Genomic DNA, 20,897 nt, shown 5'->3' with positions numbered 1-20,897 from the left:
CGGCAGGGGTTGGAGGCATGGAATCAGAGTGGAAACGTTCGTCTCCGCCGGCTTACCTGGATGACAGCGAAGTGAAAAGACTTATCGCGCTGAGCCAGTCCGGGGATACGACCGCGCGGGACACGCTCGTCAGCAGCAACATCCGGCTCGTCTGGTCCGTCGTGCAACGGTTCTCGAACCGCGGCTACGACAGCGACGACCTTTTTCAGATCGGCTGCATCGGGCTTCTTAAGTCCGTGGACAAGTTCGATCTGAGCTACGACGTCAAGTTCTCGACTTACGCGGTGCCGATGATCATCGGCGAAATCCAGCGTTTCCTGCGCGACGACGGCACGCTGAAGGTGAGCCGTTCGCTGAAGGAAATGGCCAACAAAGTGCGCAAGGTCAAGGACGAGCTTTCGAAAAGATTGGGCCGCGCGCCGACGATCGGCGAGGTAGCCGAGGAAATCGGCGTGACGCCGGAAGAAATCGTGTTCGCCCAAGAAGCGAATAAACCGCCGTCGTCGATTCACGAAACGGTGTTCGAGAACGACGGGGATCCGATCACGTTAATGGATCAGATCGCCGACGACTCCCAGGAACGGTGGTTCGACAAGCTCGCGCTGACGGAAGCGATCCAAGGTTTGAGCGATCGCGAACGGTTGATCGTCTACTTACGCTACTTCCGGGACCAGACCCAATCGGAAGTCGCGGGCAGGCTCGGCATCTCTCAAGTGCAGGTTAGCCGCCTGGAGAAAAAAATATTGCAGAGCATCAAAGAACAAATCGCCCAGTAGCCGAAACGCGCGGCTGGCGGTCTACGATAAAAAAGCGGTTCGCGAACCTTGGCGGGAGGCGGACCGCTTTTTTGCGTCCGCGCGGACTATTGCGCTTCCGTTCGAACCATACTAAGCGAAATGCTGGCAAAGGGAGGGGAACGACAGTGGCATCGACGACGGAGACCGACGATTCGAAGGTCGTCTACGTCCGCATGCGCAGAAGGGCCGTCGTCCGTCCGGGTTCGGTCGTTCTGCTCGGCGACGTCGCGAGGCTCGTGACGGAACCGGGACTTCTTGAGCGATTGAAAGGCATTCCGTTGCATAAGGTGACCGACAAAGACGGCAATCTATTGCTGATCGACATGCTTCAGGTCGTCAAGGCGATCCGCGAACATTCGCCGGGAACGATGATCGAGACGTTCGGGGAGCCGCACGCGTTGCTCGAGATCGCGCCGGCCGGAGAGGTGAAGCCGAGAAAAGGCATACTCGGGCTTGCGTGGTTATTGCTCTTCTTCGGCTCGGGCATGGCCATGATGAACTTTCACGCCGACGTGAACATGCCCGCCGTTCAGCGCAGAATCACGGAGCTGATTACCGGGGGCGCCGGGCCTCACCCGTGGTTGTTCCAGGTTCCCTATTCGCTCGGCGTCGGCTTGGGCATGTTGCTTTTCTTCAACCGCGTGCTGCGCAAGCGGCTCAACGACGAGCCGAACCCTCTCGAGGTCGAGATGTTCATGTACCAGGAAAACGTCAACCACTACGTCATAACGGAGGAGTACCGCAAGAAACACGAAGAAAGGGAGGGAGGAGCGGGTGTTTGATATCGCTCGCGGCGTTCTGCTCGGCACAATAGGCTTGGCGGGAGGTTTCGCGGTCGGCAGCGCCTACGTCGCCCTCCTCATCGTGCTCGACCTTATTCCCCGCCTCGTGCAGTTGACGCGGGCCCATCGGCTATCCGGCGTCTTCGAGTCGGCCATCCTGAGCGGTTCTTTATATTGGGTGTGCGCGGATCAATTCGGCTGGGGCGTCCGGCTTCCCGGGTGGACGCTGCTGGTGCCCGCCGTCTTCCAAGGGCTGTTCGTCGGCATGTTCGCCGCGGCGCTTACGGAAGTGTTGAACGTGCTGCCGATCGTCGCGAAGAGATTCCGCCTCAAGCCGAATCTATTCTCGCTGCTGATCGCGCTCGTGCTCGGGAAGGTGACGGGGTCGCTCGTCGATTGGCTTTGGCTGCAGCCGTAATCGTTATTCGCTATATCGGAATCGGATGAGACTTTTTACGGAGGAGCGTGATAGCGGTGGAACGAACCGAGCACGGCAGCATGGATCTGGAGCATGCCGGTCACCCGGACTTGCTTGCTAACGGAGAAGAGCCGGGGAAAAACGGGGACGGCGAGAAAAGCGAAGGCGAACGGAAAAGAAGGAGAAGGCGGGATAGACGCGGAGAGGAGAAACGGGATCTCGACGACTTCTCGGCTTCGGCTTCGGGCGGGAGCGAGGGAGAGCACGAGGGCGAGAGGGAGGGCAATAGGAAAGACGACGGAACGGGAGGCCAAGAAGCGCCGGAGGAAGAAGGCATGAAGGCGAAAGGGCCCGCGCCGTCGGATTCCGAGCAGTCCCGCAAGCCGCAGAAGCGAATTCCGGACGATATGGAATCCTGGAAAAAGTTGCTCGCCGTTACGATTGGGCTCGATAAAAGCTTCGAGGTGCAAGTCCGGGAGATGGTGTTCGGCGGAAGGCGCGTCGCCTTGTTGTTCCTCAGCGTGTTCGCGAAGGACACGGCGCTTACCGAGATCATTAAGCGTCTGACGTACTTGGAGCCGAACAGCAGCCTTGATCACGACGCGATGCACATGTTCCTGGAGAATTACGTTCCGGCCGTTCAAGTCAAGAAGACGGATTCCTTCCCGCTGATGATCGACGAGGTGCTAATGGGCAATACCGCTTTCTACGTGGATGGGGAACCGGCGGTGCTGCTGATCGACGCCAAGAGTTATCCAAGCAGGAATCCGGAGCAACCTTCGCTCGAGAAAGTCGTCAGGGGCAGCCAGGACGGCTTCACGGAAACGCTTCTCGTCAACGTTGCGCTCGTCAGACGCAGGCTGAGGGATCCGAACCTGCGCTTCGAAATTATGAAAGTCGGCCGACGTACGCAAACGGATGTCTGTATCGGATATATCGACGACATCGCGAACACGGATCTCGTCGAATCGATTCGGGACAAAGTGAAAGCGATCGACATCGACGGCCTTCCGCTCGCGGACAAGCAATTGGAGGAGATGACGGTCGGGAGCAGATGGAGCCCGTTTCCTCTTGTCCGGTACACGGAAAGGCCGGACGTCGTCGCGGCGCAGTTGCTCGACGGCAGCGTGACGGTCATCGTGGACACGTCCCCGAGCGCGATTTTGCTGCCGACGACTTATTTCGATCTCGTCCAGCACGCGGAGGAGAACCGCCAAAATCCGTTCATGGGCACGTACATGAGATGGGTGAGGTACTTCGGCATTTCCGTATCGCTGTTCTTGATGCCGCTGTGGTTTCTTTTTAACCAGGAGCGCTATTTGCGCCCGGAATGGCTCAGCTTCGTCGGCGCGGACAAGTCCGGGCAAATCCCGATTATCCTGCAATTCATCATCGCGGAGGTCGGCGTCGACTTGATGAGGCTCGCGGCCGTCCATACGCCCGCGCCGCTCGTCACGGCGATGACGCTGTTGTCGGCTATCCTGATCGGGGACATCGCGGTCAAAACCGGCCTATTCATCAACGAGGTCATTCTGTATATGTCCGTGTCGGCGGTCGGCATGTTCGCGACGCCGAGCTACGAGCTGGGGCTGGCCAACCGGATCGTCAGGCTTGGCTTGCTCGTCGCGGTGTCCGTCTTCCACGAAATCGGCTTTGTCGTCGGCATAACGCTCGTCTTCCTATACTTGGCGTTCGAGCGTTCCTTCAATGCGCCGTATTTGTGGCCTTTCCTCCCGTTCAACGCAGCCGCTTTTCGCGACATTCTGATCCGAAAGCCGTTGTTCGCGAACAAAAAGCGGCTGTCGATCTACCGGACGAAGAAAAACAGGAAACAGCCCGTGTAGCTTGACGTCGCGAGGCAAGCGGCAAAAATGCAAATGATGTGGCGATTCCTCCATTTCCCCGCCGGCGAAATTCGGCTATACTCATGCTATAAGTGCAAACGCCGGGAGAACGGTCGAATGTCGCCGCCCGAATTTCGCTAAAGGGGAAATCATTAATGTTCTTGCATGGTACGAGTAAAATAAACGCCAAAGGTCATCTCGAAATCGGCGGTTGCGACGTTACGGATCTGGCCAAAGAATTCGGCACTCCGCTCTATATCGTGGACGAGGCGCTCGTGCGCCAACGCGCACGCGAATTCATGGAAGCGTTCCGCGCCACGGGCCTTCGCCACCAAGTGGCGTACGCGTCCAAAGCGTTCTGCGTCATGGCGATGTGCCGCGTCGCGGAAGAAGAAGGAATGAGCCTCGACGTCGTGTCCGACGGAGAGCTGTATACGGCGCTTCAAGCGGGTTTCCCCGCCGAGCGCATCCACTTCCACGGCAACAACAAGACGCCGGAAGAAATCAACATGGCGCTCGACGCCAACATCGGCTGCTTCGTCGTCGACAACTTCGTCGAGCTTCATCTGCTTAACGCTCTGGCTGCGGACAAAGGCAAGCGCGTCAACGTGCTGCTCCGCATCACGCCGGGGGTCGAAGCGCATACGCACGACTACATTTCCACCGGCCAACAAGATTCGAAGTTCGGCTTCGACTTGGGCAACGGAACGGCGTTCAAGGCGATCGAGACGGCTATCGGCTTGCCGAATTTGAAGGTTCTCGGCGTTCACTCCCACATCGGCTCGCAGATTTTCGAAGTCGAAGGCTTCCGCATGGCGGTGGAGAAAGTGTCCGCGTTCGCGGTCGAAATTCGCGACAAGCTGAATCACACGTTCACCGTGCTGAATCTCGGCGGCGGCTTCGGCATCCGTTACGTGGACGGCGACCAACCTCTTCCGCTCGGCGTTTACGTCGAAGCGATCGCCGGCGCCGTGCGCACGACTTGCGAGAACGCGAATTTCCCGCTGCCGGAAGTATGGATCGAACCGGGCCGCAGCATTATCGGCGACGCGGGCACGACGCTGTACACGGTCGGGACAAGCAAAGACATTCCCGGCGTGCGCAAATACGTCGCCGTCGACGGCGGCATGACGGATAATCCGCGTCCCGCGCTGTACGAGTCCAAATACGAGGCGGTGCTCGCGAACCGCGCGAACGACGCCCTCGAAGAAGTCGTATCCGTGGCCGGCAAATGCTGCGAAAGCGGCGACATGTTAATCTGGGACTTGAAGCTTCCGGAAGTGCAAACCGGCGATTTGCTTGCCGTATTCTGCACGGGAGCATATAACTACGCCATGGCGAGCAATTACAACCGCATCCGCCGTCCGGCCGTCGTCTTCGTGAAAGACGGCCAAGCGGATCTCGTCGTCGCCCGCGAAACGTACGGCAACATCGTCGGCAACGACTTGATTCCGGCCCGGTTGCAGAAGCAAACCGTATCGAACTAATCGGCACATAACGATAGGAGGAATCCCTACATGTCTAAGCAAGCGGTCATCAAATTGGCTACCGGTCAAGAAGTCGAGCTGGAATTGTTCGACGAAGACGCGCCGAACACGGTCGCGAACTTCGAGAAGCTCGCGAACGAAGGATTTTACGACGGCATTCCGTTCCACCGCGTCATTCCGGGATTCGTCGCGCAAGGCGGATGCCCGAACGGCAACGGAACCGGAGGACCCGGTTACTCGATCAAGTGCGAGCACAACAAAAATAAGCACGAGCGAGGCAGCCTGGCAATGGCGCACCGCGGCCCGAACACGGGCGGCAGCCAGTTCTACATCGCGTATAACCCGCAGCCGCATCTGGACGGCGTCCATACCGTCTTCGGCAAAGTGACGTCCGGCATGGAGCACGTGGAAGCGCTGAAAGGCCAAGAAAAAATGGAATCGATCCGCGTAAGCTAATTTCATAAAACGGCAGTCGCCTTAAGCGAGAAGTCGCGCGAGAATCTTAGCCCCTCAATGCAATCCGACAGGATCGCGTTGAGGGGCTTTTCCCCGTTGGCACATGGTATTGCCTCACCAAGCCGCTAAATCCAGCCGAACAGCCCGAGATCGCCGAAATAACGTCCTGCCAGACCGCTAACAGTCTCGGATTCCCTTGATTCGCCGAAATAACGTCCCGGCAGACCTCTAATTTCGCCCGGGTAGTCGAAGCGTTGTTGCAGGTAATGAATTCCAAGTCGGTTGCTTGCAATTTAAGAGGCAGGATGTTACACTTTCATACAATCAGTTGCTTACCTTCGGGGCGGGGCGTAATTCCCCACCGGCGGTGATCGGCTTGCCAACGTTCCGGCCTTGCGCCGGGCGCGGCGGCCGTCAGTCCGTGACCCGCAATCGTCTCTTCCGGTAACCCGGCGGCGCGGTTTCGGTGGACCCGGTGCAATTCCGGGACCGACAGTTACAGTCTGGATGGGAGAAGGAAGCGCAGCGGCAGTTTACTGTCCATATGCAGGCATTCGTGCGTTCGGCGCGTGAAAGAAGAATTCATCGCAGACGATTGTTCTTTTTTTCACATGCCATCGACGCGACGGTCTATTTCTGCATCTCCATGGACGCTTGTTTTTTCGCGCTGTGTTTCTTCAACCCCCGGGGCCGAAGCCCTCGGGGTTTTTTTGTAGTAACTGACCGCAAGGCCAATAGACGGCGGCGTCGCGTTCGCGGCGCGCGTCCGGGAGAGGAGCGAAAGAATGGATCTGTTGAACGACGAAACGTATATGAGGCTTGCGCTGAACATGGCGGGAGGCGCATCCGGGCAAACCGGCGTGAACCCCGTCGTCGGCTGCGTCGTCGTGAACGAGGGGCGCGTCGTCGGTCTCGGCGCGCATCTGAGGCGCGGCGAAGGGCATGCCGAAGTGAACGCGCTGAATATGGCCGGGGCACATGCCAAGGGCGCCACCGCGTACGTGACGCTGGAGCCTTGCAGCCATACCGGCAAGCTGACGCCGCCTTGCTGCGAGCGCCTCATCGCGGAAGGCGTCTCGCGAGTCGTCGTCGCCGCGACTGACCCGAATCCGCGCGTGTCGGGACGGGGCATCGAGAGACTTCGCCAAGCGGGCATTCAAGTCGATACGGGCTTGTTGGAGAGCGAATCGACGGCTCTGAACGAGAAGTTCAACAAGTATATCGTCCATGGAGTTCCTTTCGTCACGCTGAAGACGGCGATGACGATGGACGGACGAATCGCCACGCGAACCGGCCATAGCCGATGGATTACCGGCGAACAGTCGAGAGAAGCCGTTCACACGCTTCGCCATAAGCACCAAGGGATCATGGTCGGCATCGGGACGATTAAGGCCGACGATCCGGAGCTGACGACGCGGTTAAGCGTGCCGGGGCTTCATCCGGCGCGAATCGTCGTCGACGCCAAGCTCGCGATCCCCGAAGACGCCAGAGTGTTGAACGGGGAAGCCGATACGATTTTGCTCGCGTCGGAGCGTGCGGACGCCGGCAAAGCCGATCGGCTCGAAGCGAAAGGCGCCAAAGTACTGCGATGCGGCGACGGCGATAGGGTCGATCTGACGAAGGCGATGGCGTTGCTCGGGGAAATGGGCATCGGTTCGATTCTGCTCGAAGGCGGCGGCGTCCTGAACGGCGCCATGCTGAAAGCCGGACTCGTCGACAAGATGATGCTGTTCTACGCGCCGATCATCGTCGGCGGCGAAGGGGCGCCTTCCGCGTTCGCTTTCGAAGGGCCCGAGAAAATGTCGGAAGCGCTCAGGCTGAATCGCGTGTCGATGGAACGATTCGGGGACGATTGGTGCATGACGGGATATCCGGAGGGGAATTGAATGTTCACGGGACTAATCGAAGAAATGGGCGTGCTCCGCTCCGCCCAAAGACGGGGCGAAGCGATGATCTTGGATATCGGGGCGAGCAAGATCATGGACGACGTGAAGCTCGGCGACAGCATCGCCGTGAACGGCGTCTGCTTGACGGTCGTCTCGTACGACCGCGGCTCCTTCTCCGTAGACGTCATGCCGGAAACGTACCGGCATACGAACTTGAGCGCGATCCGCGCGGGCAGTCCGCTCAACTTGGAGCGGGCCATGCCGGCGAGCGGGAGATTCGGCGGCCATATCGTTCAAGGGCACGTCGACGGCACAGGCACGATCAGAGGCCGAACGTCCGAAGCGAACGCCGTCGTGTTCGAGATCGAACCGGACGATGAAGATTTGATGCGGCACGTCGTGAAGCAGGGCTCGATCACGCTGGACGGCATCAGCTTGACGATCGTTGCGGTCGACCGGGAAGCGGGCAGATTCTCGGTGTCGATCATTCCGCTTACGCTTCGGGAGACGGTGCTGCAGCTTAAGCATCCCGGCGACACGATCAACATCGAATGCGACATATTAGGCAAGTATATCGATCATCTGCTGAACCAAAGGGATAATCGCAAGGAAGCCGCGGGCGGCGCCGGCAAGCTGACGGAATCGTTCCTGCGCGACAACGGATTCATGTGAAGGAGGCATTCGCAATGACGCAACCATTGTTCGACCGAATCGAAGAAGCGATAGAGGATTTGAAAGCCGGCAAGGTCATCATCGTCGTCGACGACGAGGACCGCGAGAACGAAGGCGATCTGATCGCGCTCGCCGACAAAGCGACGCCCGACGTCATCAACTTCATGATCAGGGAAGCGAGAGGGCTTCTGTGCGTGCCGATTACGCCGGAAAGAGCCGAAGCTCTTGACCTGCCGCCGATGGTCAGTCACAATACGGATTATCACGGTACGGCGTTTACCGTCTCCGTCGACCACGTGTCGACGACGACCGGCATTTCCGCGCACGAGCGTTCGCTGACGGTGCAGGCGCTGATCGATCCGGACGCCAAGCCGTCCGACTTTCGCCGGCCCGGCCATATTTTCCCGCTTATCGCCAAGAAAGGCGGCGTCCTTAGACGCACCGGACATACGGAGGCGGCGGTCGATCTGGCCCGGATGTGCGATTCCGCGGAAGCGGCCGTCATCTGCGAAGTGATCAAGGAAGACGGCACGATGGCCCGGTTGCCCGACTTGCAGCAGTTCGCGGAACAACACGCCCTGAAGCTAATCACGATCAAAGATCTGATCCATTACCGCAACGAGAAAGAAAAGCTTGTCAAACGAGAAGTCGAAGTTCGCTTGCCGACCGACTTCGGCACGTTCAATGCGATCGCCTATACGAACGACGTCGACCGCAAGGAACACGTCGCGTTCGTCAAGGGCGACATCGACGGCTCCAAGCCCGTTCTCGTCCGCGTCCATTCGGAATGCTTGACCGGGGACGTGTTCCACTCCCACCGCTGCGACTGCGGTCCGCAGCTCGAAGCGGCGCTCAGACAGATCGAGGCGGAAGGCAACGGCGTGCTGCTCTACATGCGTCAGGAAGGACGCGGCATCGGCTTGATCAACAAGCTTCGCGCCTACCACCTGCAAGAACAAGGACTGGACACGGTCGAAGCGAACGCGAAGCTCGGCTTCGCGCCAGATCTTCGCGATTACGGCATCGGCGCGCAAATCTTGAAAGACATCGGCATCCGGGAAATCCGCTTGCTCACGAACAATCCGAGAAAAATCAAAGGGTTGGAAGGCTACGGTCTGAACGTCGTCGAGCGCGTGCCGATTCAAATGTCGGAGAACGAAGACAATGCCGGTTACCTTCATACGAAAAAAGCGAAGCTCGGCCATATGCTCCAATTCGAAGGCGAGCTTAGCTGATCGATAGAAAGAAGTCACGAAATCCAAATATCGCGATTCGTTCGCGCAACATCGGGAGGATAAAAGACATGGCAGTCGTTTACGAAGGAAATTTAATTTCGCATGGGTTCAAATACGGGATCGTCGTCGGTAGGTTTAACGAATTCATCACGTCCAAGCTGCTCGGAGGCGCTCTTGACGCGCTTAAGCGCCACGGCGCCGAAGATCACGAAGTCGAAGTCGCTTGGGTGCCGGGCGCCTTCGAACTTCCCCTTATCGCGCAGAAGATGGCGGAAAGCGGCAAATACGACGCGGTCATTACGCTCGGCGCGGTCATTCGCGGCTCCACGCCGCATTTCGACTACGTGTGCAGCGAAGTGGCCAAGGGCGTTAGCGCGATCAATCTGAAAACGGGCGTTCCGACGATTTTCGGCGTGCTGACGACGGATAGCATCGAGCAAGCGGTCGAACGCGCGGGCACGAAAGCCGGCAACAAAGGCTGGGAAGCGGCCGCGACGGCGATCGAGATGGCGAATTTGACGAGAGCGATCATCGGATAATACGTTCTCGATAGCAAACGGGGAAGCAAGGGGAGAAATTCGATTGGCGACGATGTCGTACAAGCTGGAGACGTTCGAAGGGCCGCTCGATTTGCTGTTGCACTTGATCGATAAAGCGGAGATCGATATTCAGGATATTTCGGTCAACGAGATTACCGAACAGTACATGGAATATCTCGGGGCGATGCAAGAGCTTGAGCTCGACATCACGAGCGAATTTCTCGTCATGGCCGCGACGCTGCTGTCGATCAAGAGCCGCGGCCTTCTGCCGAAGCCGCCCGTAACCGACGAGCCGTGGCTGACCGTCGACGAGGACGACGAATTAGATCCGCGCGAGGAATTGATCCGCAAGCTGATCGAGTACCGGAAGTTCAAGTCGGTCGCCGGACAGCTAAGGGAGAAGGAATGGGACCGCAGCCAGGTGTATACGCGCGAGCCGACCGATCTGACGCCGTTCGAGAAGAAGCCGGACGTCAATCCGGTCGAAGGCTTGCACGTGGACGACTTGGTGAACGCCTTCCGGAAAGCGATGAGACGGCTTGCCGGGCGAAATCGGGTATCGTCGATCCGCAAGGATGAAATTTCTGTAAAGGACCGGATCCGCGACATCGTCGATACGCTGAAGCGCCGATCGAACGAAGGCCGGCTGTTGTTTTCCCAGTTGCTGGGCGACGGGGACGAACGGGAGGAAATCGTCGTCACTTTCCTCGCCATCCTCGAATTGATGAAGCGCAGGTGGGTGTCTTGCCACCAGAGCGCTTTGTTCGACGAGATCGTGTTGACGTGGACGGGGAGAGAGGATAACGATGGATTACTCGACATTGAAATCGGTACTTGAAGGCCTTCTGTTCGTATCCGGCGACGAGGGCATCAGCGCCAAGACGGCCGCGGAAGTCGTCGAGACGGACGTGGACGTCGTCAAGGACGTGCTGAAGGATTTGCAGAAGGAGCTCTCCAAGAAAAACCGGGGCATCCGGATCGCGGAAGTCGCGGGCGGGTACCGGCTGACGACGGTCATCGAGCATGCGCCGTATTTCGAGAAGCTGGCCTATTCGCCGTCGCGTTCCTCGTTGTCGCAGGCGGCGCTCGAGACGCTCGCGATCATCGCGTACCGGCAGCCGATTACGCGGGTCGAGATCGAGGAAATTCGCGGGGTCAAGGCGGATCGCCCGTTGCATAACTTGGTCAATAAAGACTTGATCGAGGAGAAGGGCCGCGCCGAAGCGCTCGGACGTCCGATTCTGTACGGCACGACGAAAGCGTTCCTCGATTACTTCGGTTTGCCTTCCATTACGAGTTTGCCCGAGCCCTCCGCGCTCGACGCCGACGAGGAATTGGAAGAAAGAACGAAGCTGCTGTTCGATCGGATCGAAGGCCGCCAGCTTTCGATGGAGGATCTCGACAAACAATTGGATACGGAATGAACATTTGCCAGAAGGTCATACTACCCCTAGGAAAGGCGGGGGAAGAATGGCCTTCTGGCTTTTGTACGCATGCGCTGTCGTCGTCGCCCTCATCGTCTTGGCGTGTGTCTCCCGCATTCGCGTCCGCGTCCGTTACTCCCGCAGCGGCAAGCTCGACCAGCTCGTCGTCGTCGTTCAGGCGCTGTACGGGATCGTCTCTCGCCAGATCGTCATTCCGACGATCAAACTAGAGAAAAGCGGAGTCGTCTACGCCGAGAAGCCTCAGGGAGGCATCCCCGGAATTAAAGGCAAAGAATTCCCGAAGAAAAGGATGTTCGGATTCGGCAAGCTTCGGCGCAACCGAAAAGCGGCAAAGGCGTTGCTGCGCTCCACGGTCCGATTCAAGCGATGGGTCGTTTACGCGCTCAAGAAAATCGAATGCACCCGTTGGCGACTCGACTTCCGCGTCGGCACCGGAAACGCGGCGTCAACGGCGGTCGTCGTCGGTTTGTTATGGGCGGCTTCGGGTTGCGCGACCGGCGCGGCGAGCCATTTCCTTCGGCTGAAGGCGCCCCCTCGCGGCGAAGTCGTTCCGAATTACGCATCTTCCGAATTCGCGGTCGTATGGGAAGCCGATTTCGGCATACGGTTCGGCACGGCGATCGCCGCCGTCATGAAGCTCGGGTTCAGGACGGTAAGGATCGGTCGGGCGATCCGGGCTTGGCGAAGCTGGCTGTCTCCGCCGGAGCAAGTATGAAGTCCGTATAGGCTGGGCTACTTAGCGTAGTTGCCGAGGAGCGTCGCCGACAAAGTTGTTCGCCGTTGGCACGAATAAACACGCCGCCCGCTCGGGAACATTAGGTACACGAAAGGAGGAGTATACATGTCACAGCATCCGATTAACGGCCTTATGCAAACCGCCATGGAAAACATCAAGGACATGGTGGACGTTTCTACGATAGTCGGAGAACCTGTCCAGTGTCCTGACGGCAGCGTCATTCTTCCGATCAGCAAAGTCGGCTTCGGCTTCGCGGCAGGGGGGAGCGAATACGCCGCCATGGAAGACGGCTCGGGATCCGGCTCCGCTCAGAAGCAGGGAGGGCAGGACGCCCACAATGCCTCCGTCTCGCTTCCGTTCGGCGGCGGCAGCGGCGGCGGCGTCTCGATTACGCCGATCGCTTTCTTGGTCGTGGGCGCCCACGGCGTGAAAGTCGTGCCGCTCGACAATCAAACCCATCTGATGGAACGATTGATCGACGCCGCGCCAGGCTGGGTGGACAAACTGAAGGGCGTGTTCCAAAGGCCGCAAGAGAGCGAGCACTCGGTGAAAACCGTACCTTCCGACTCCAACACGATCATGTGACGCAAGCCCCGAAACGGCCGCGCAGGCATCCGCCCGCGCGGCCGTTTCCCGTTTACATACTTTCCGCCGGTTGGACATAAAATGGTACAAGTCATTCTCCGAGGAGGAAATTCGCGCATGTTGAAATGGGTCTGTTCCCGCCGCGCCCGCGCGAGATGGACGAGCGTGGCCGTTTGCGTCATGGCGGCGTTATTCGCGTTCCCGGCTTCGGGCTCTCATGCGGCTGCTCTATCCGCCAAGGCGGCAGTTCAGGCGCTCCCGTCGCCTCCGGGCAATTCCGCCCGCGCGGCTGCGCTCGCGGACGTCGTCTCCGGCCGCATCCTGTTTAACGAACGGGGGGACGAACGCATGAAAATCGCGAGCCTGACGAAAATCATGACCGCCATCGTCGCGATCGAACACGCGAACCTGGACGGCACGCTTAAAGTAAGCGACAAGGCGTCGAAAATGGAAGGTTCGTCGATCTATTTGAAAGCCGGCGAGCGGATGAAGCTTCGCAACGCCCTTTATGGGCTTATGCTTCGTTCCGGGAACGACGCGGCGACGGCGATCGCGGAGCACGTCGGGGGTTCGGTCGAAGGGTTTGTTTTTCTCATGAACAAGAAAGCCGAAGAAATCGGGCTATCGAACAGCCATTTCATGAATCCGAGCGGGTTGGACGAGCAGGGCCACTATTCGTCCGCGAACGATCTCGCCAAGCTGACGGTATACGCCCTTCGCAATCCGACGTTCAAGCAAATCGTGGCGACGAAAGTGAAGAAAGCGCCTAACCCGCACGATAATTGGGACTACGAATGGGTAAACAAAAACAAAATGCTGAACATGTACGACGGAGCGGACGGCGTGAAAACCGGCTATACGAAGCAAGCTCTCCGCACGCTCGTCAGCTCGGCGACCAGGGAAGGCCAACAGCTCGTCGCGGTCACGTTGAACGACAGGGACGATTGGATCGACCATCGCAGGCTGCTCGACTACGGGTTCGCGAATTACCCATTGGAGACGGTCGCCGAATCCGGCCAGACGGTGAACGGCTATCCGTATAAAGTCGCCGGTAAATTCGTCTATCCGTTCGCAAAGGGCGAGAGGGAACGGCTCGAGTTGAGATTGGCGCCTCTGATCGAAGGAACAGCGGATTTCAAGCTCGGCTACCGCGGCCAAATCCGATTCGTTCTGGACGGCAAAAGAATCGGCTCGGTGCCGCTCGTCGAAGCCGCTCCGGCGGCGGGGGCCGAGGCAGAGGGAAGTTCGGGCGACGCGGCAAGCCGGATGATGCCAGCGACCGCAACCGCGGGCCGCTCGTTTGCGGAGTCGTTCCGAACCGCGGTTAAAGCGCTGTTCTTGCCAGGAGGAGGGTGATCGGATGGTCAACTGGATATGGCTCGGCATGATCGTATTCAGCGTCCTATTCGGAGCGGCAAACGGCAAGATGGAGAAAGTCGCCGAGGCGGCGTTCGGAGGCGCGCAGACGGGGGTGACCGTCTGTCTCGGTTTGATCAGCGTCCTCGTCTTCTGGATGGGGCTCATGCGCATCGCCGAAGCGGCCGGACTCGTGGGCAAGCTGGCGAAGCTGCTCGCGCCCATCGTTCGCCGGTTGTTCCCGGACGTACCCCGGGAGCATCCGGCGATGGGATACATTCTGTCCAACATGAGCGCTAACCTGCTCGGCCTCGGCAACGCCGCGACGCCGATGGGCATCAAGGCGATGCAGGAGCTTCAGAAGCTGAACCCCGACAAGACGGTGGCGACGCCCGCCATGTGTACGCTGCTGGCGCTTAACACGGCGAGCATTACGATCGTCCCGACGACGATAATCGCGATCCGAATGAATTTCGGGTCGCTGCATCCCGCGGATATCGTCGCGCCGACGCTGCTGGCGACGGCGATCTCGACGGGGGCAGCCATCTTGGCGGACCGATGGTACAGGCGGATAGACCGCAAGCCGCCCAGAAGCAAGACGACATACGCGCCTACCGCTCCCGCGGCCAAAGGAGGCTAAAGCCGATGGTCGCGATCATCCAATTGCTCTCGACGTGGACGATTCCGGTGCTTATCGCATTTATTCCTCTCTATGCCTCCCTCCGGAAGGTTCCCGTATACGAGACGTTCGTGGACGGCGCCAAGGACGGCTTCCAGACCGCCATCGGCATTATTCCCCACCTCGTCGGCATGATGACGGCGATCAGCATGTTCCGCGCTTCGGGCGCGATGGACGCCATGATCGGCCTGATCCGACCGGCGCTCGAAGGGATCGGCGTTCCCGGCGACGTGTTACCGCTCGCGCTGCTCCGGCCGATTACGGGAGCGGGATCGCTCGCCTTCGTCACCGACCTTATCAAGGAGCAGGGCCCCGATTCGTTCGTCGCCCGCGTCGCTTCGACGATCCAAGGCAGCACAGACACGACGCTGTACGTGTTGACCGTCTATTTCGGGGCGATCGGCATCCGCAATTCCCGTTACGCGCTCAAAGTCGGGCTCTTTTCCGATCTCGTCGGTTTTTTCGCCGCCGTCGCCGCTTGCTGGTTGTTGTTCGGATTGGTATGATGGGTGTTGAGGTGAAACACCGTGGAAGAAAGATTGCAGAAGGTGCTCGCGAACGCGGGCGTCGCTTCGCGCCGCAAATGCGAAGAGTTGATCGCGTCCGGCAAAGTAACGGTCAACGGGGAAGTCGTGACGGAACTCGGGCGCAAAGCCGATCCGGCCGTCGACGCTATCGCCGTGGCGGGCAAGCCGATCAAGAAAGAAACGAAAATTTACATGATGTTCAATAAGCCGAAGGGCGTTATTACGAGCGTCACCGATCCGAAAGGACGCAGCGTCGTCACGGACTACATCAAGGACGTGAAGGAACGGCTGTATCCGGTCGGGCGTCTCGATTACGATTCCGAAGGATTGCTGTTGCTCACGAACGACGGCGACTTGGCGCACAAGCTGACGCATCCAAGCCATCACGTTCCGAAGACGTATCATGCGACCGTCGAACGGGTGCCTCACGGCAGCGCGCTCGAGAGACTGAAGAAGGGCATCAAGCTCGACGACGGCATGACCGCGCCCGCCGAAGTCGAATACCACGACATCGATCCTGACGGCAAATTCGCGACGATCGCGATCACGATCCACGAAGGCCGCAACCGGCAAGTTCGCCGGATGTTCGAGGCGATCCACCATCCGGTCACGAGGTTGAAGCGGGTATCGTTCGGCGGCTTGTACTTGAACAACCTGCAGCGCGGCAAGCATCGCAAGCTGACGGCGGAAGAGGTCGGCAAGCTTCAGGACTTCGCCGCGGAAGTCGACGGCTAGTCCCATATTGCGTCACACAATGTTCAGAAACCGGAGGTCGGGGATTTACCCCCACCCCCGGTATTTTCGTTATAATAGATTGTCGACGTTGATCACGAAGTATGCCAGGGAGCGTAATCGACATCGAATCTTGAATGCTGCAGGCCCTTCCGGTTCTCACGTAGGTTTTGCCTACGCTCCGATCCTCAGTCCCTGCATCATTCAACCTTCTCGGTGCTGAACATCGACAGTCGACGTTGATCACGAAGTATGCCAGGGAGCGTAATCGACATCGAATCTTGAATGCTGCAGGCCCTTCCGGTTCTCACGTAGGTTTTGCCTACGCTCCGATCCTCAGTTCCTGCATCATTCAACCTTCTCGGTGCTGAACATCGACAGTCGATGTTGATCACGAAGTATCATCCAAGGTGCCGAAAACCGAACTTTTTGAACGTTTAATCACAGGCGGTGGAAAAAGCAATGGGACGTTATCGCAAAACGGTGCAATACGCCATTCTCGTTATCGTGCTGATCGTGGGAGGTTATGCGGTCGGCAATTCGCTATTTTCGAAGAGCGTCGTGCTTACAAAAGGCGACAAGGCGCCCGATTTTCGGCTCGCGGGCTTGGATAACGCCGTACATAATCTGAAGGATTACGAGGGCAAGCCGCTCATCGTGAACTTCTGGGGCACGTTCTGTCCGCCTTGCCGCAACGAGATGCCCGCCTTGCAACAGCAATACGAGAAATGGAAGGGGCAAGGCCTCGAGCTCGTCGGCATCAATCTGAGCGAGGACAAGCTGACGGCGGAAAGCTTTATCCGGCAGGTCGGGGTGTCGTTCCCGATCTTGATGGACAAGGATAAGCAGACGGAACGACGATACGGCTTGAAGCAGTACCCGACGACGTTCTTCATCACTTCTAAAGGTACGATACAAGAAGTCGTCATCGGCGGACTGCTGACGGAAGAGGAAATAGAGGCGCGCGTCGATCGGCTTATGAAGTCGAGCTCGTAACGCCAAGGAGGATAAACGGCTTTGTTTCAGAACACCAAGTGCGAATGCGGCCATCAGAACCCCGTCGGCACGGTTCTGTGCGAATCGTGCGGGAAACCGCTCGACGAGGAACTGCTGGCGAACGAGGACGCGCTGCTGGAGATGAGATACGACGGGGTGGCCCGCAGGTCGCAGAAGGCGAACCCTCACGTAGTGGACCGGATATGGAATTTCTTTTCCTCGGTGAAGATCGCGGTCTACCTTATCGTCATCACGTTGCTGGGAGCGGCCATAGGCACCGTGTTCCAACAAGAGAGCACGCTCATCAACATGACGGAGAATTCCGAATTCGCGGCGTACTACAAAGAAAAATACGGCACGATAGGCGTAATCTATCATGCGCTCGGCTTGTCCCACACGTACGAGTCGTGGTGGTTCATCCTGTTGCTCGTCATGATCGGCACGTCGCTCGTCGTATGCAGCCTCGACAGGGTGTTGCCTCTTTATCGGGCGCTGTCCAAGCAGCAAATTCGCAAGCATCTTCAGTTCATCAAGCGCCAGCAAGTCGCGTATTCCGGCATCGTCCCGAACGATTCGGAGGCTTGGCTGGAAAACATGGGCAAGCAGCTTAAGCGCAAGCATTACCGCGTGTACCGGGAAGACGGAGCCCTGCTCGCCGAGAAGAACAGATTCAGCCGCTGGGGACCTTACATCAATCATATCGGACTGATTATTTTCCTCCTCGCGGTTCTCGGCAGAGGCATACCCGCATGGCACATGGACCAGTACTTGTCTCTGTACGAAGGGGAGACGAGACAGATCCCGGGCACGAACTATTACGTGAAAAGCGTCGACTTCACCGTCGATTACTACAAGGACGAAGAGCTCGCCGGCAACCAGAAGGGAACGCTGGTCGCGAAGAAATACGAGACGAACGCCGTTCTGTACGAATGCGCGGCCGATTGCGACGATCCGATCAAGGAACCGGTGCTGACGGAAGTAAAGCAACACGACATCAGGGTCAATAGCGCGATGACGTACGACGGCCTTAGCCTTTACCAGAACAGCTTCCAGCAACGCGTCCGGTTCCTGTCCGTTCATCCGACGTTAACGAACCTCGACACGATGGAGCAGCTCGGCTCGTTCGACTTGCTGATGGATAACCCGTCCGAGGCCTATACGGTAGGCAAGTACAAGCTGAAGCTGATCGATTATTACCCGGACTTCAGCCTCGACGAACAAAGCCGCCCGATGACGAAGACGCGCGAGCCGAACAATCCCGCTTTCGTTTTCCGCATCTTCGGGGACGACACGCCGGACGAAGGCGAGGTTTACATTTACTTCGCGATGCCGAGCGACAAGAGCAAGGCGTACGGCAAGCTGTTCAACGATAGCTTCAAGGAGCGCGGGGACAGCTCGGGACGTTTCGCGATTACGGTGGAAAATCCGGTCGTCGATGGTAAAATGAACAATATCAAGTATTCCGAATACATGACCTATTTGAACATCCGCATGGACAAGGCCATGCCGTACATCTGGGTCGGCGCCGGCATCTCCATGATCGGCTTGATCATGGGCTTCTACTGGCAGCACAGGCGCATCTGGCTGCGCATCGACGAAGACAAGCTTACGCTCGGCGGCCACACGAACAAGAACAGCTTCGGTTTACGGGCCGACGTCGCATGGGCGTTAGGCAGAACCGGCATCGAGGTTCAGCCGAAGGCGCTCGATAACAGGAGGAATGACCGTTGAATTGGCTCGATTTCAGCAGTGACTCGTTTATGGTCGCGTTCTATTTGTACTGCGCGGCTTTCATCAGCTTCGCCATCGCGGTAGCGGGCAAGCGCTGGAGCAATCGCAAACCGGAAGACCATACGAACCGGTGGGGTAAAATCGGCTTCGGCTTGGCCGTCGTCGGCTGGGTCGCCCACTTGACGTTCTTCTTTACCCGTTGGTACGGCAGCGGCCATATTCCGACGAGTAACATGTACGAGTTCATGACGTTCCTCGGCATGGCCATCATGTTCGCGTTCATCGTCGTCCATCTGATCTATCGCAACATGATTCTCGGGGCGTTCTCGCTTCCGCTCGTCATCATTCTTATCGCGTACGCATCCGTCTTTCCGTCCGAAGCGCAGCCGCTCATTCCGGCGCTGAACAGCGTCTGGCTGAAAATCCACGTGACGACGGCGGCGACGGGAGAGGCGTTCTTCGCCGTCGGTTTCGCCGCGGCGCTTATGCAGCTCATCCGCGTCGTCGATTTCACGAGAACGGACAAAGCCGGCAAGAGGGCGCGCTTCTGGACCGAGTTTTCCTTGTTCGTCATCATCGTCCTGATCGGCTTCCTCGTCGCCGTATTTGCCTTCCGCGGAGCGGGTTATACCGCGACGTTCTCGCAAGAGAAGGTCACGATCGCGGACGACGGCACGGCTTCGTCCGAATTCAAGGAAGTGAAGTACGGCTTGCCGCCGCTCGTGAAGCCTTACAACAGCGAGAAGGTCGAATTCCAATCGTTCCTCGGCATGACCGACGCGCCGATCGAATCGCCGTCTTGGCTGAACGGCGCCAACGCGGGCCGCAAGCTCAACACGGTTCTCTGGTCCGTCATCTCCGGAGCGGCGTTGTACGGCTTGCTTCGCTTGATCGCACGCAAACAGCTCGCCGCGGTCATTCACCCGCATCTGACGGACATAGATCCGGACGACCTGGAGGAGATCAGCTATCGCGCGATCGCCATCGGGTTCCCGATCTTCACGCTCGGCGCGTTGATCTTCGCGATGATCTGGGCGCAGATCGCCTGGTCCAGGTTCTGGGGCTGGGATCCGAAGGAAGTATGGGCTCTCGTTACGTTCTTGTTCTATAGCGCTTACTTGCATTTGCGGTTGTCCCGCGGATGGCAGGGCACCCGGTCGGCATGGCTGGCCGTCATCGGCTTCCTCGTCGTCATGTTCACGCTCGTCGGCGTCAATCTCGTTATCGCCGGCTTGCATTCGTACGCAGGCGTTTAACCTACTCGAAAGAGGTGCTTCGGCATGAATACGGGCAACCGGATATTGGTCGTGGACGATGAAGAACGGATTCGTCGCTTGCTTAGAATGTATTTAGAGAAGGAAGGCTACGTCATCGAGGAAGCGGAGGACGGGGAGAGCGCTCTTCGCAAAGCGCAAGAAGAAGACTTCGACCTGATCGTGCTCGATCTGATGCTGCCGGGAATCGACGGCATCGAAGTGTGCGGCCGGCTGCGCCAACATAAGGCGACGCCCGTTCTGATGCTGACCGCGAAGGGCGAGGAAGTGAACCGCGTCCAAGGGTTCGAAGTCGGCGCGGACGATTACGTCGTAAAGCCGTTCAGCCCGCGCGAGGTCATCTTCCGCATCAAAGCGATCCTTCGCCGGTCTTCCGCGACCGCGTTCTTGTCGAAAGAGATGAACACGAGCAACAATATCGTGTTCCCGTACCTCGTCATCGAGCACGATGCGCACCGCGTGACCGCCAGCGGCCACGAAGTGAATTTGACGCCGAAGGAATACGAGCTGCTCCATTATTTGGCGAGCACGCCGGATAAAGTGTTTTCCCGCGAGGAATTGTTGAAGGACGTATGGAACTACGACTTCTTCGGCGACCTTAGAACGGTCGATACGCACGTGAAGCGGCTTCGCGAGAAACTGAACCGCGTCTCGGCGGAAGCGGCCTCGATGATTACGACCGTATGGGGCGTCGGTTACAAGTTGGAGGCGGCGAAGTAA

The 20,897-nt window shown here is 58.4% G+C and carries 22 protein-coding genes and 1 riboswitch; all 22 genes read left to right on the top strand.

Translation table 11 applies throughout. From position 1 onward, the window contains the following. Positions 1–17: 17 nt before the first annotated feature. The 22 genes from sigF (at position 18) to ACFPPD_RS03710 (ending at position 20,897) form a co-directional block, all read left to right on the top strand. Positions 18–776: an RNA polymerase sporulation sigma factor SigF gene (sigF, locus tag ACFPPD_RS03815; RefSeq protein ID WP_209743279.1), complete on the top strand. Its 759-nt coding sequence runs from the start codon at positions 18–20 to the stop codon at positions 774–776. A gap of 146 nt (positions 777–922) precedes the next feature. After that, the gene (locus ACFPPD_RS03810) at positions 923–1,579 is read left to right on the top strand and encodes a stage V sporulation protein AA (RefSeq protein ID WP_378081269.1); all 657 of its coding nucleotides are present in this window, start codon (positions 923–925) and stop codon (positions 1,577–1,579) included. Then, positions 1,572–1,997 carry a stage V sporulation protein AB gene (locus tag ACFPPD_RS03805; RefSeq protein WP_209743277.1) on the top strand — a complete coding sequence of 142 codons (426 nt, stop codon included), beginning with the start codon at positions 1,572–1,574 and terminating at the stop codon, positions 1,995–1,997. The genes ACFPPD_RS03810 and ACFPPD_RS03805 overlap by 8 nt, the downstream gene beginning before the upstream one ends. Positions 1,998–2,332: 335 nt before the next feature. After that, entirely contained in the window at positions 2,333–3,841 is a 1,509-nt protein-coding gene (locus ACFPPD_RS03800) for a spore germination protein (protein WP_209743689.1), read from the top strand. Between the two features lie 155 nt (positions 3,842–3,996). After that, positions 3,997–5,328, top strand: coding sequence for a diaminopimelate decarboxylase (lysA, locus tag ACFPPD_RS03795; RefSeq protein ID WP_209743275.1), 1,332 nt, complete (start codon positions 3,997–3,999; stop codon positions 5,326–5,328). Between the two features lie 30 nt (positions 5,329–5,358). Then, positions 5,359–5,784 (top strand): peptidylprolyl isomerase, encoded by a 426-nt coding sequence (locus ACFPPD_RS03790; protein WP_209743273.1) that lies wholly within the window; start codon positions 5,359–5,361, stop codon positions 5,782–5,784. A 330-nt stretch (positions 5,785–6,114) separates the two neighbouring features. Then, positions 6,115–6,307: riboswitch (FMN riboswitch) on the top strand. A gap of 262 nt (positions 6,308–6,569) precedes the next feature. Continuing rightward, positions 6,570–7,670, top strand: a complete 1,101-nt coding sequence (gene ribD / locus ACFPPD_RS03785; protein ID WP_209743271.1) for a bifunctional diaminohydroxyphosphoribosylaminopyrimidine deaminase/5-amino-6-(5-phosphoribosylamino)uracil reductase RibD — start codon at positions 6,570–6,572, stop codon at positions 7,668–7,670. Then, positions 7,671–8,342, top strand: coding sequence for a riboflavin synthase (gene ribE / locus ACFPPD_RS03780; RefSeq protein ID WP_209743269.1), 672 nt, complete (start codon positions 7,671–7,673; stop codon positions 8,340–8,342). Positions 8,343–8,356: 14 nt separating this feature from the next. Beyond that, positions 8,357–9,577 (top strand): bifunctional 3,4-dihydroxy-2-butanone-4-phosphate synthase/GTP cyclohydrolase II, encoded by a 1,221-nt coding sequence (locus ACFPPD_RS03775; RefSeq protein WP_378081266.1) that lies wholly within the window; start codon positions 8,357–8,359, stop codon positions 9,575–9,577. A 68-nt stretch (positions 9,578–9,645) separates the two neighbouring features. Beyond that, positions 9,646–10,116 (top strand): 6,7-dimethyl-8-ribityllumazine synthase, encoded by a 471-nt coding sequence (gene ribH, locus ACFPPD_RS03770; protein ID WP_209743267.1) that lies wholly within the window; start codon positions 9,646–9,648, stop codon positions 10,114–10,116. A 52-nt stretch (positions 10,117–10,168) separates the two neighbouring features. Next, entirely contained in the window at positions 10,169–10,954 is a 786-nt protein-coding gene (locus ACFPPD_RS03765) for a segregation and condensation protein A (RefSeq protein WP_209743684.1), read from the top strand. Then, positions 10,923–11,540 (top strand): SMC-Scp complex subunit ScpB, encoded by a 618-nt coding sequence (gene scpB, locus ACFPPD_RS03760; RefSeq protein WP_209743264.1) that lies wholly within the window; start codon positions 10,923–10,925, stop codon positions 11,538–11,540. The genes ACFPPD_RS03765 and scpB overlap by 32 nt, the downstream gene beginning before the upstream one ends. 46 nt (positions 11,541–11,586) lie before the next feature. Next, complete coding sequence (locus ACFPPD_RS03755) at positions 11,587–12,276, top strand: DUF2953 domain-containing protein (protein WP_209743262.1); 690 nt, start codon at positions 11,587–11,589, stop codon at positions 12,274–12,276. 126 nt (positions 12,277–12,402) lie between these two features. Continuing rightward, a complete protein-coding gene (gene ytfJ / locus ACFPPD_RS03750) occupies positions 12,403–12,882 on the top strand; it encodes a GerW family sporulation protein (protein ID WP_209743260.1) in 480 nt (159 codons plus the stop codon). Positions 12,883–12,999: 117 nt separating this feature from the next. Next, entirely contained in the window at positions 13,000–14,238 is a 1,239-nt protein-coding gene (locus ACFPPD_RS03745) for a D-alanyl-D-alanine carboxypeptidase family protein (RefSeq protein ID WP_378081263.1), read from the top strand. Positions 14,239–14,242: 4 nt separating this feature from the next. Further along, a complete protein-coding gene (locus ACFPPD_RS03740; RefSeq protein ID WP_209743258.1) occupies positions 14,243–14,878 on the top strand; it encodes a nucleoside recognition domain-containing protein in 636 nt (211 codons plus the stop codon). Positions 14,879–14,883: 5 nt separating this feature from the next. Then, positions 14,884–15,423: a spore maturation protein gene (locus tag ACFPPD_RS03735; protein WP_209743256.1), complete on the top strand. Its 540-nt coding sequence runs from the start codon at positions 14,884–14,886 to the stop codon at positions 15,421–15,423. Between the two features lie 21 nt (positions 15,424–15,444). Continuing rightward, on the top strand, positions 15,445–16,179 hold the full coding sequence (locus ACFPPD_RS03730) for a pseudouridine synthase (RefSeq protein ID WP_209743254.1): 735 nt from the start codon (positions 15,445–15,447) through the stop codon (positions 16,177–16,179). A gap of 459 nt (positions 16,180–16,638) precedes the next feature. Further along, the gene (locus tag ACFPPD_RS03725) at positions 16,639–17,172 is read left to right on the top strand and encodes a redoxin domain-containing protein (protein WP_209743252.1); all 534 of its coding nucleotides are present in this window, start codon (positions 16,639–16,641) and stop codon (positions 17,170–17,172) included. Between the two features lie 21 nt (positions 17,173–17,193). Further along, the gene (gene resB, locus ACFPPD_RS03720) at positions 17,194–18,903 is read left to right on the top strand and encodes a cytochrome c biogenesis protein ResB (RefSeq protein ID WP_209743250.1); all 1,710 of its coding nucleotides are present in this window, start codon (positions 17,194–17,196) and stop codon (positions 18,901–18,903) included. Further along, the gene (ccsA, locus tag ACFPPD_RS03715; RefSeq protein WP_209743248.1) at positions 18,900–20,159 is read left to right on the top strand and encodes a cytochrome c biogenesis protein CcsA; all 1,260 of its coding nucleotides are present in this window, start codon (positions 18,900–18,902) and stop codon (positions 20,157–20,159) included. Before resB ends, ccsA begins: the two co-directional genes overlap by 4 nt. 24 nt (positions 20,160–20,183) lie before the next feature. After that, complete coding sequence (locus tag ACFPPD_RS03710) at positions 20,184–20,897, top strand: response regulator transcription factor (protein WP_209743246.1); 714 nt, start codon at positions 20,184–20,186, stop codon at positions 20,895–20,897.

Source organism: Cohnella suwonensis (genome assembly GCF_042655365.1).
GTDB classification, from domain to species: domain Bacteria; phylum Bacillota; class Bacilli; order Paenibacillales; family Paenibacillaceae; genus Cohnella; species Cohnella suwonensis.
This window is presented reverse-complemented; position numbering and strand designations above follow the sequence as displayed.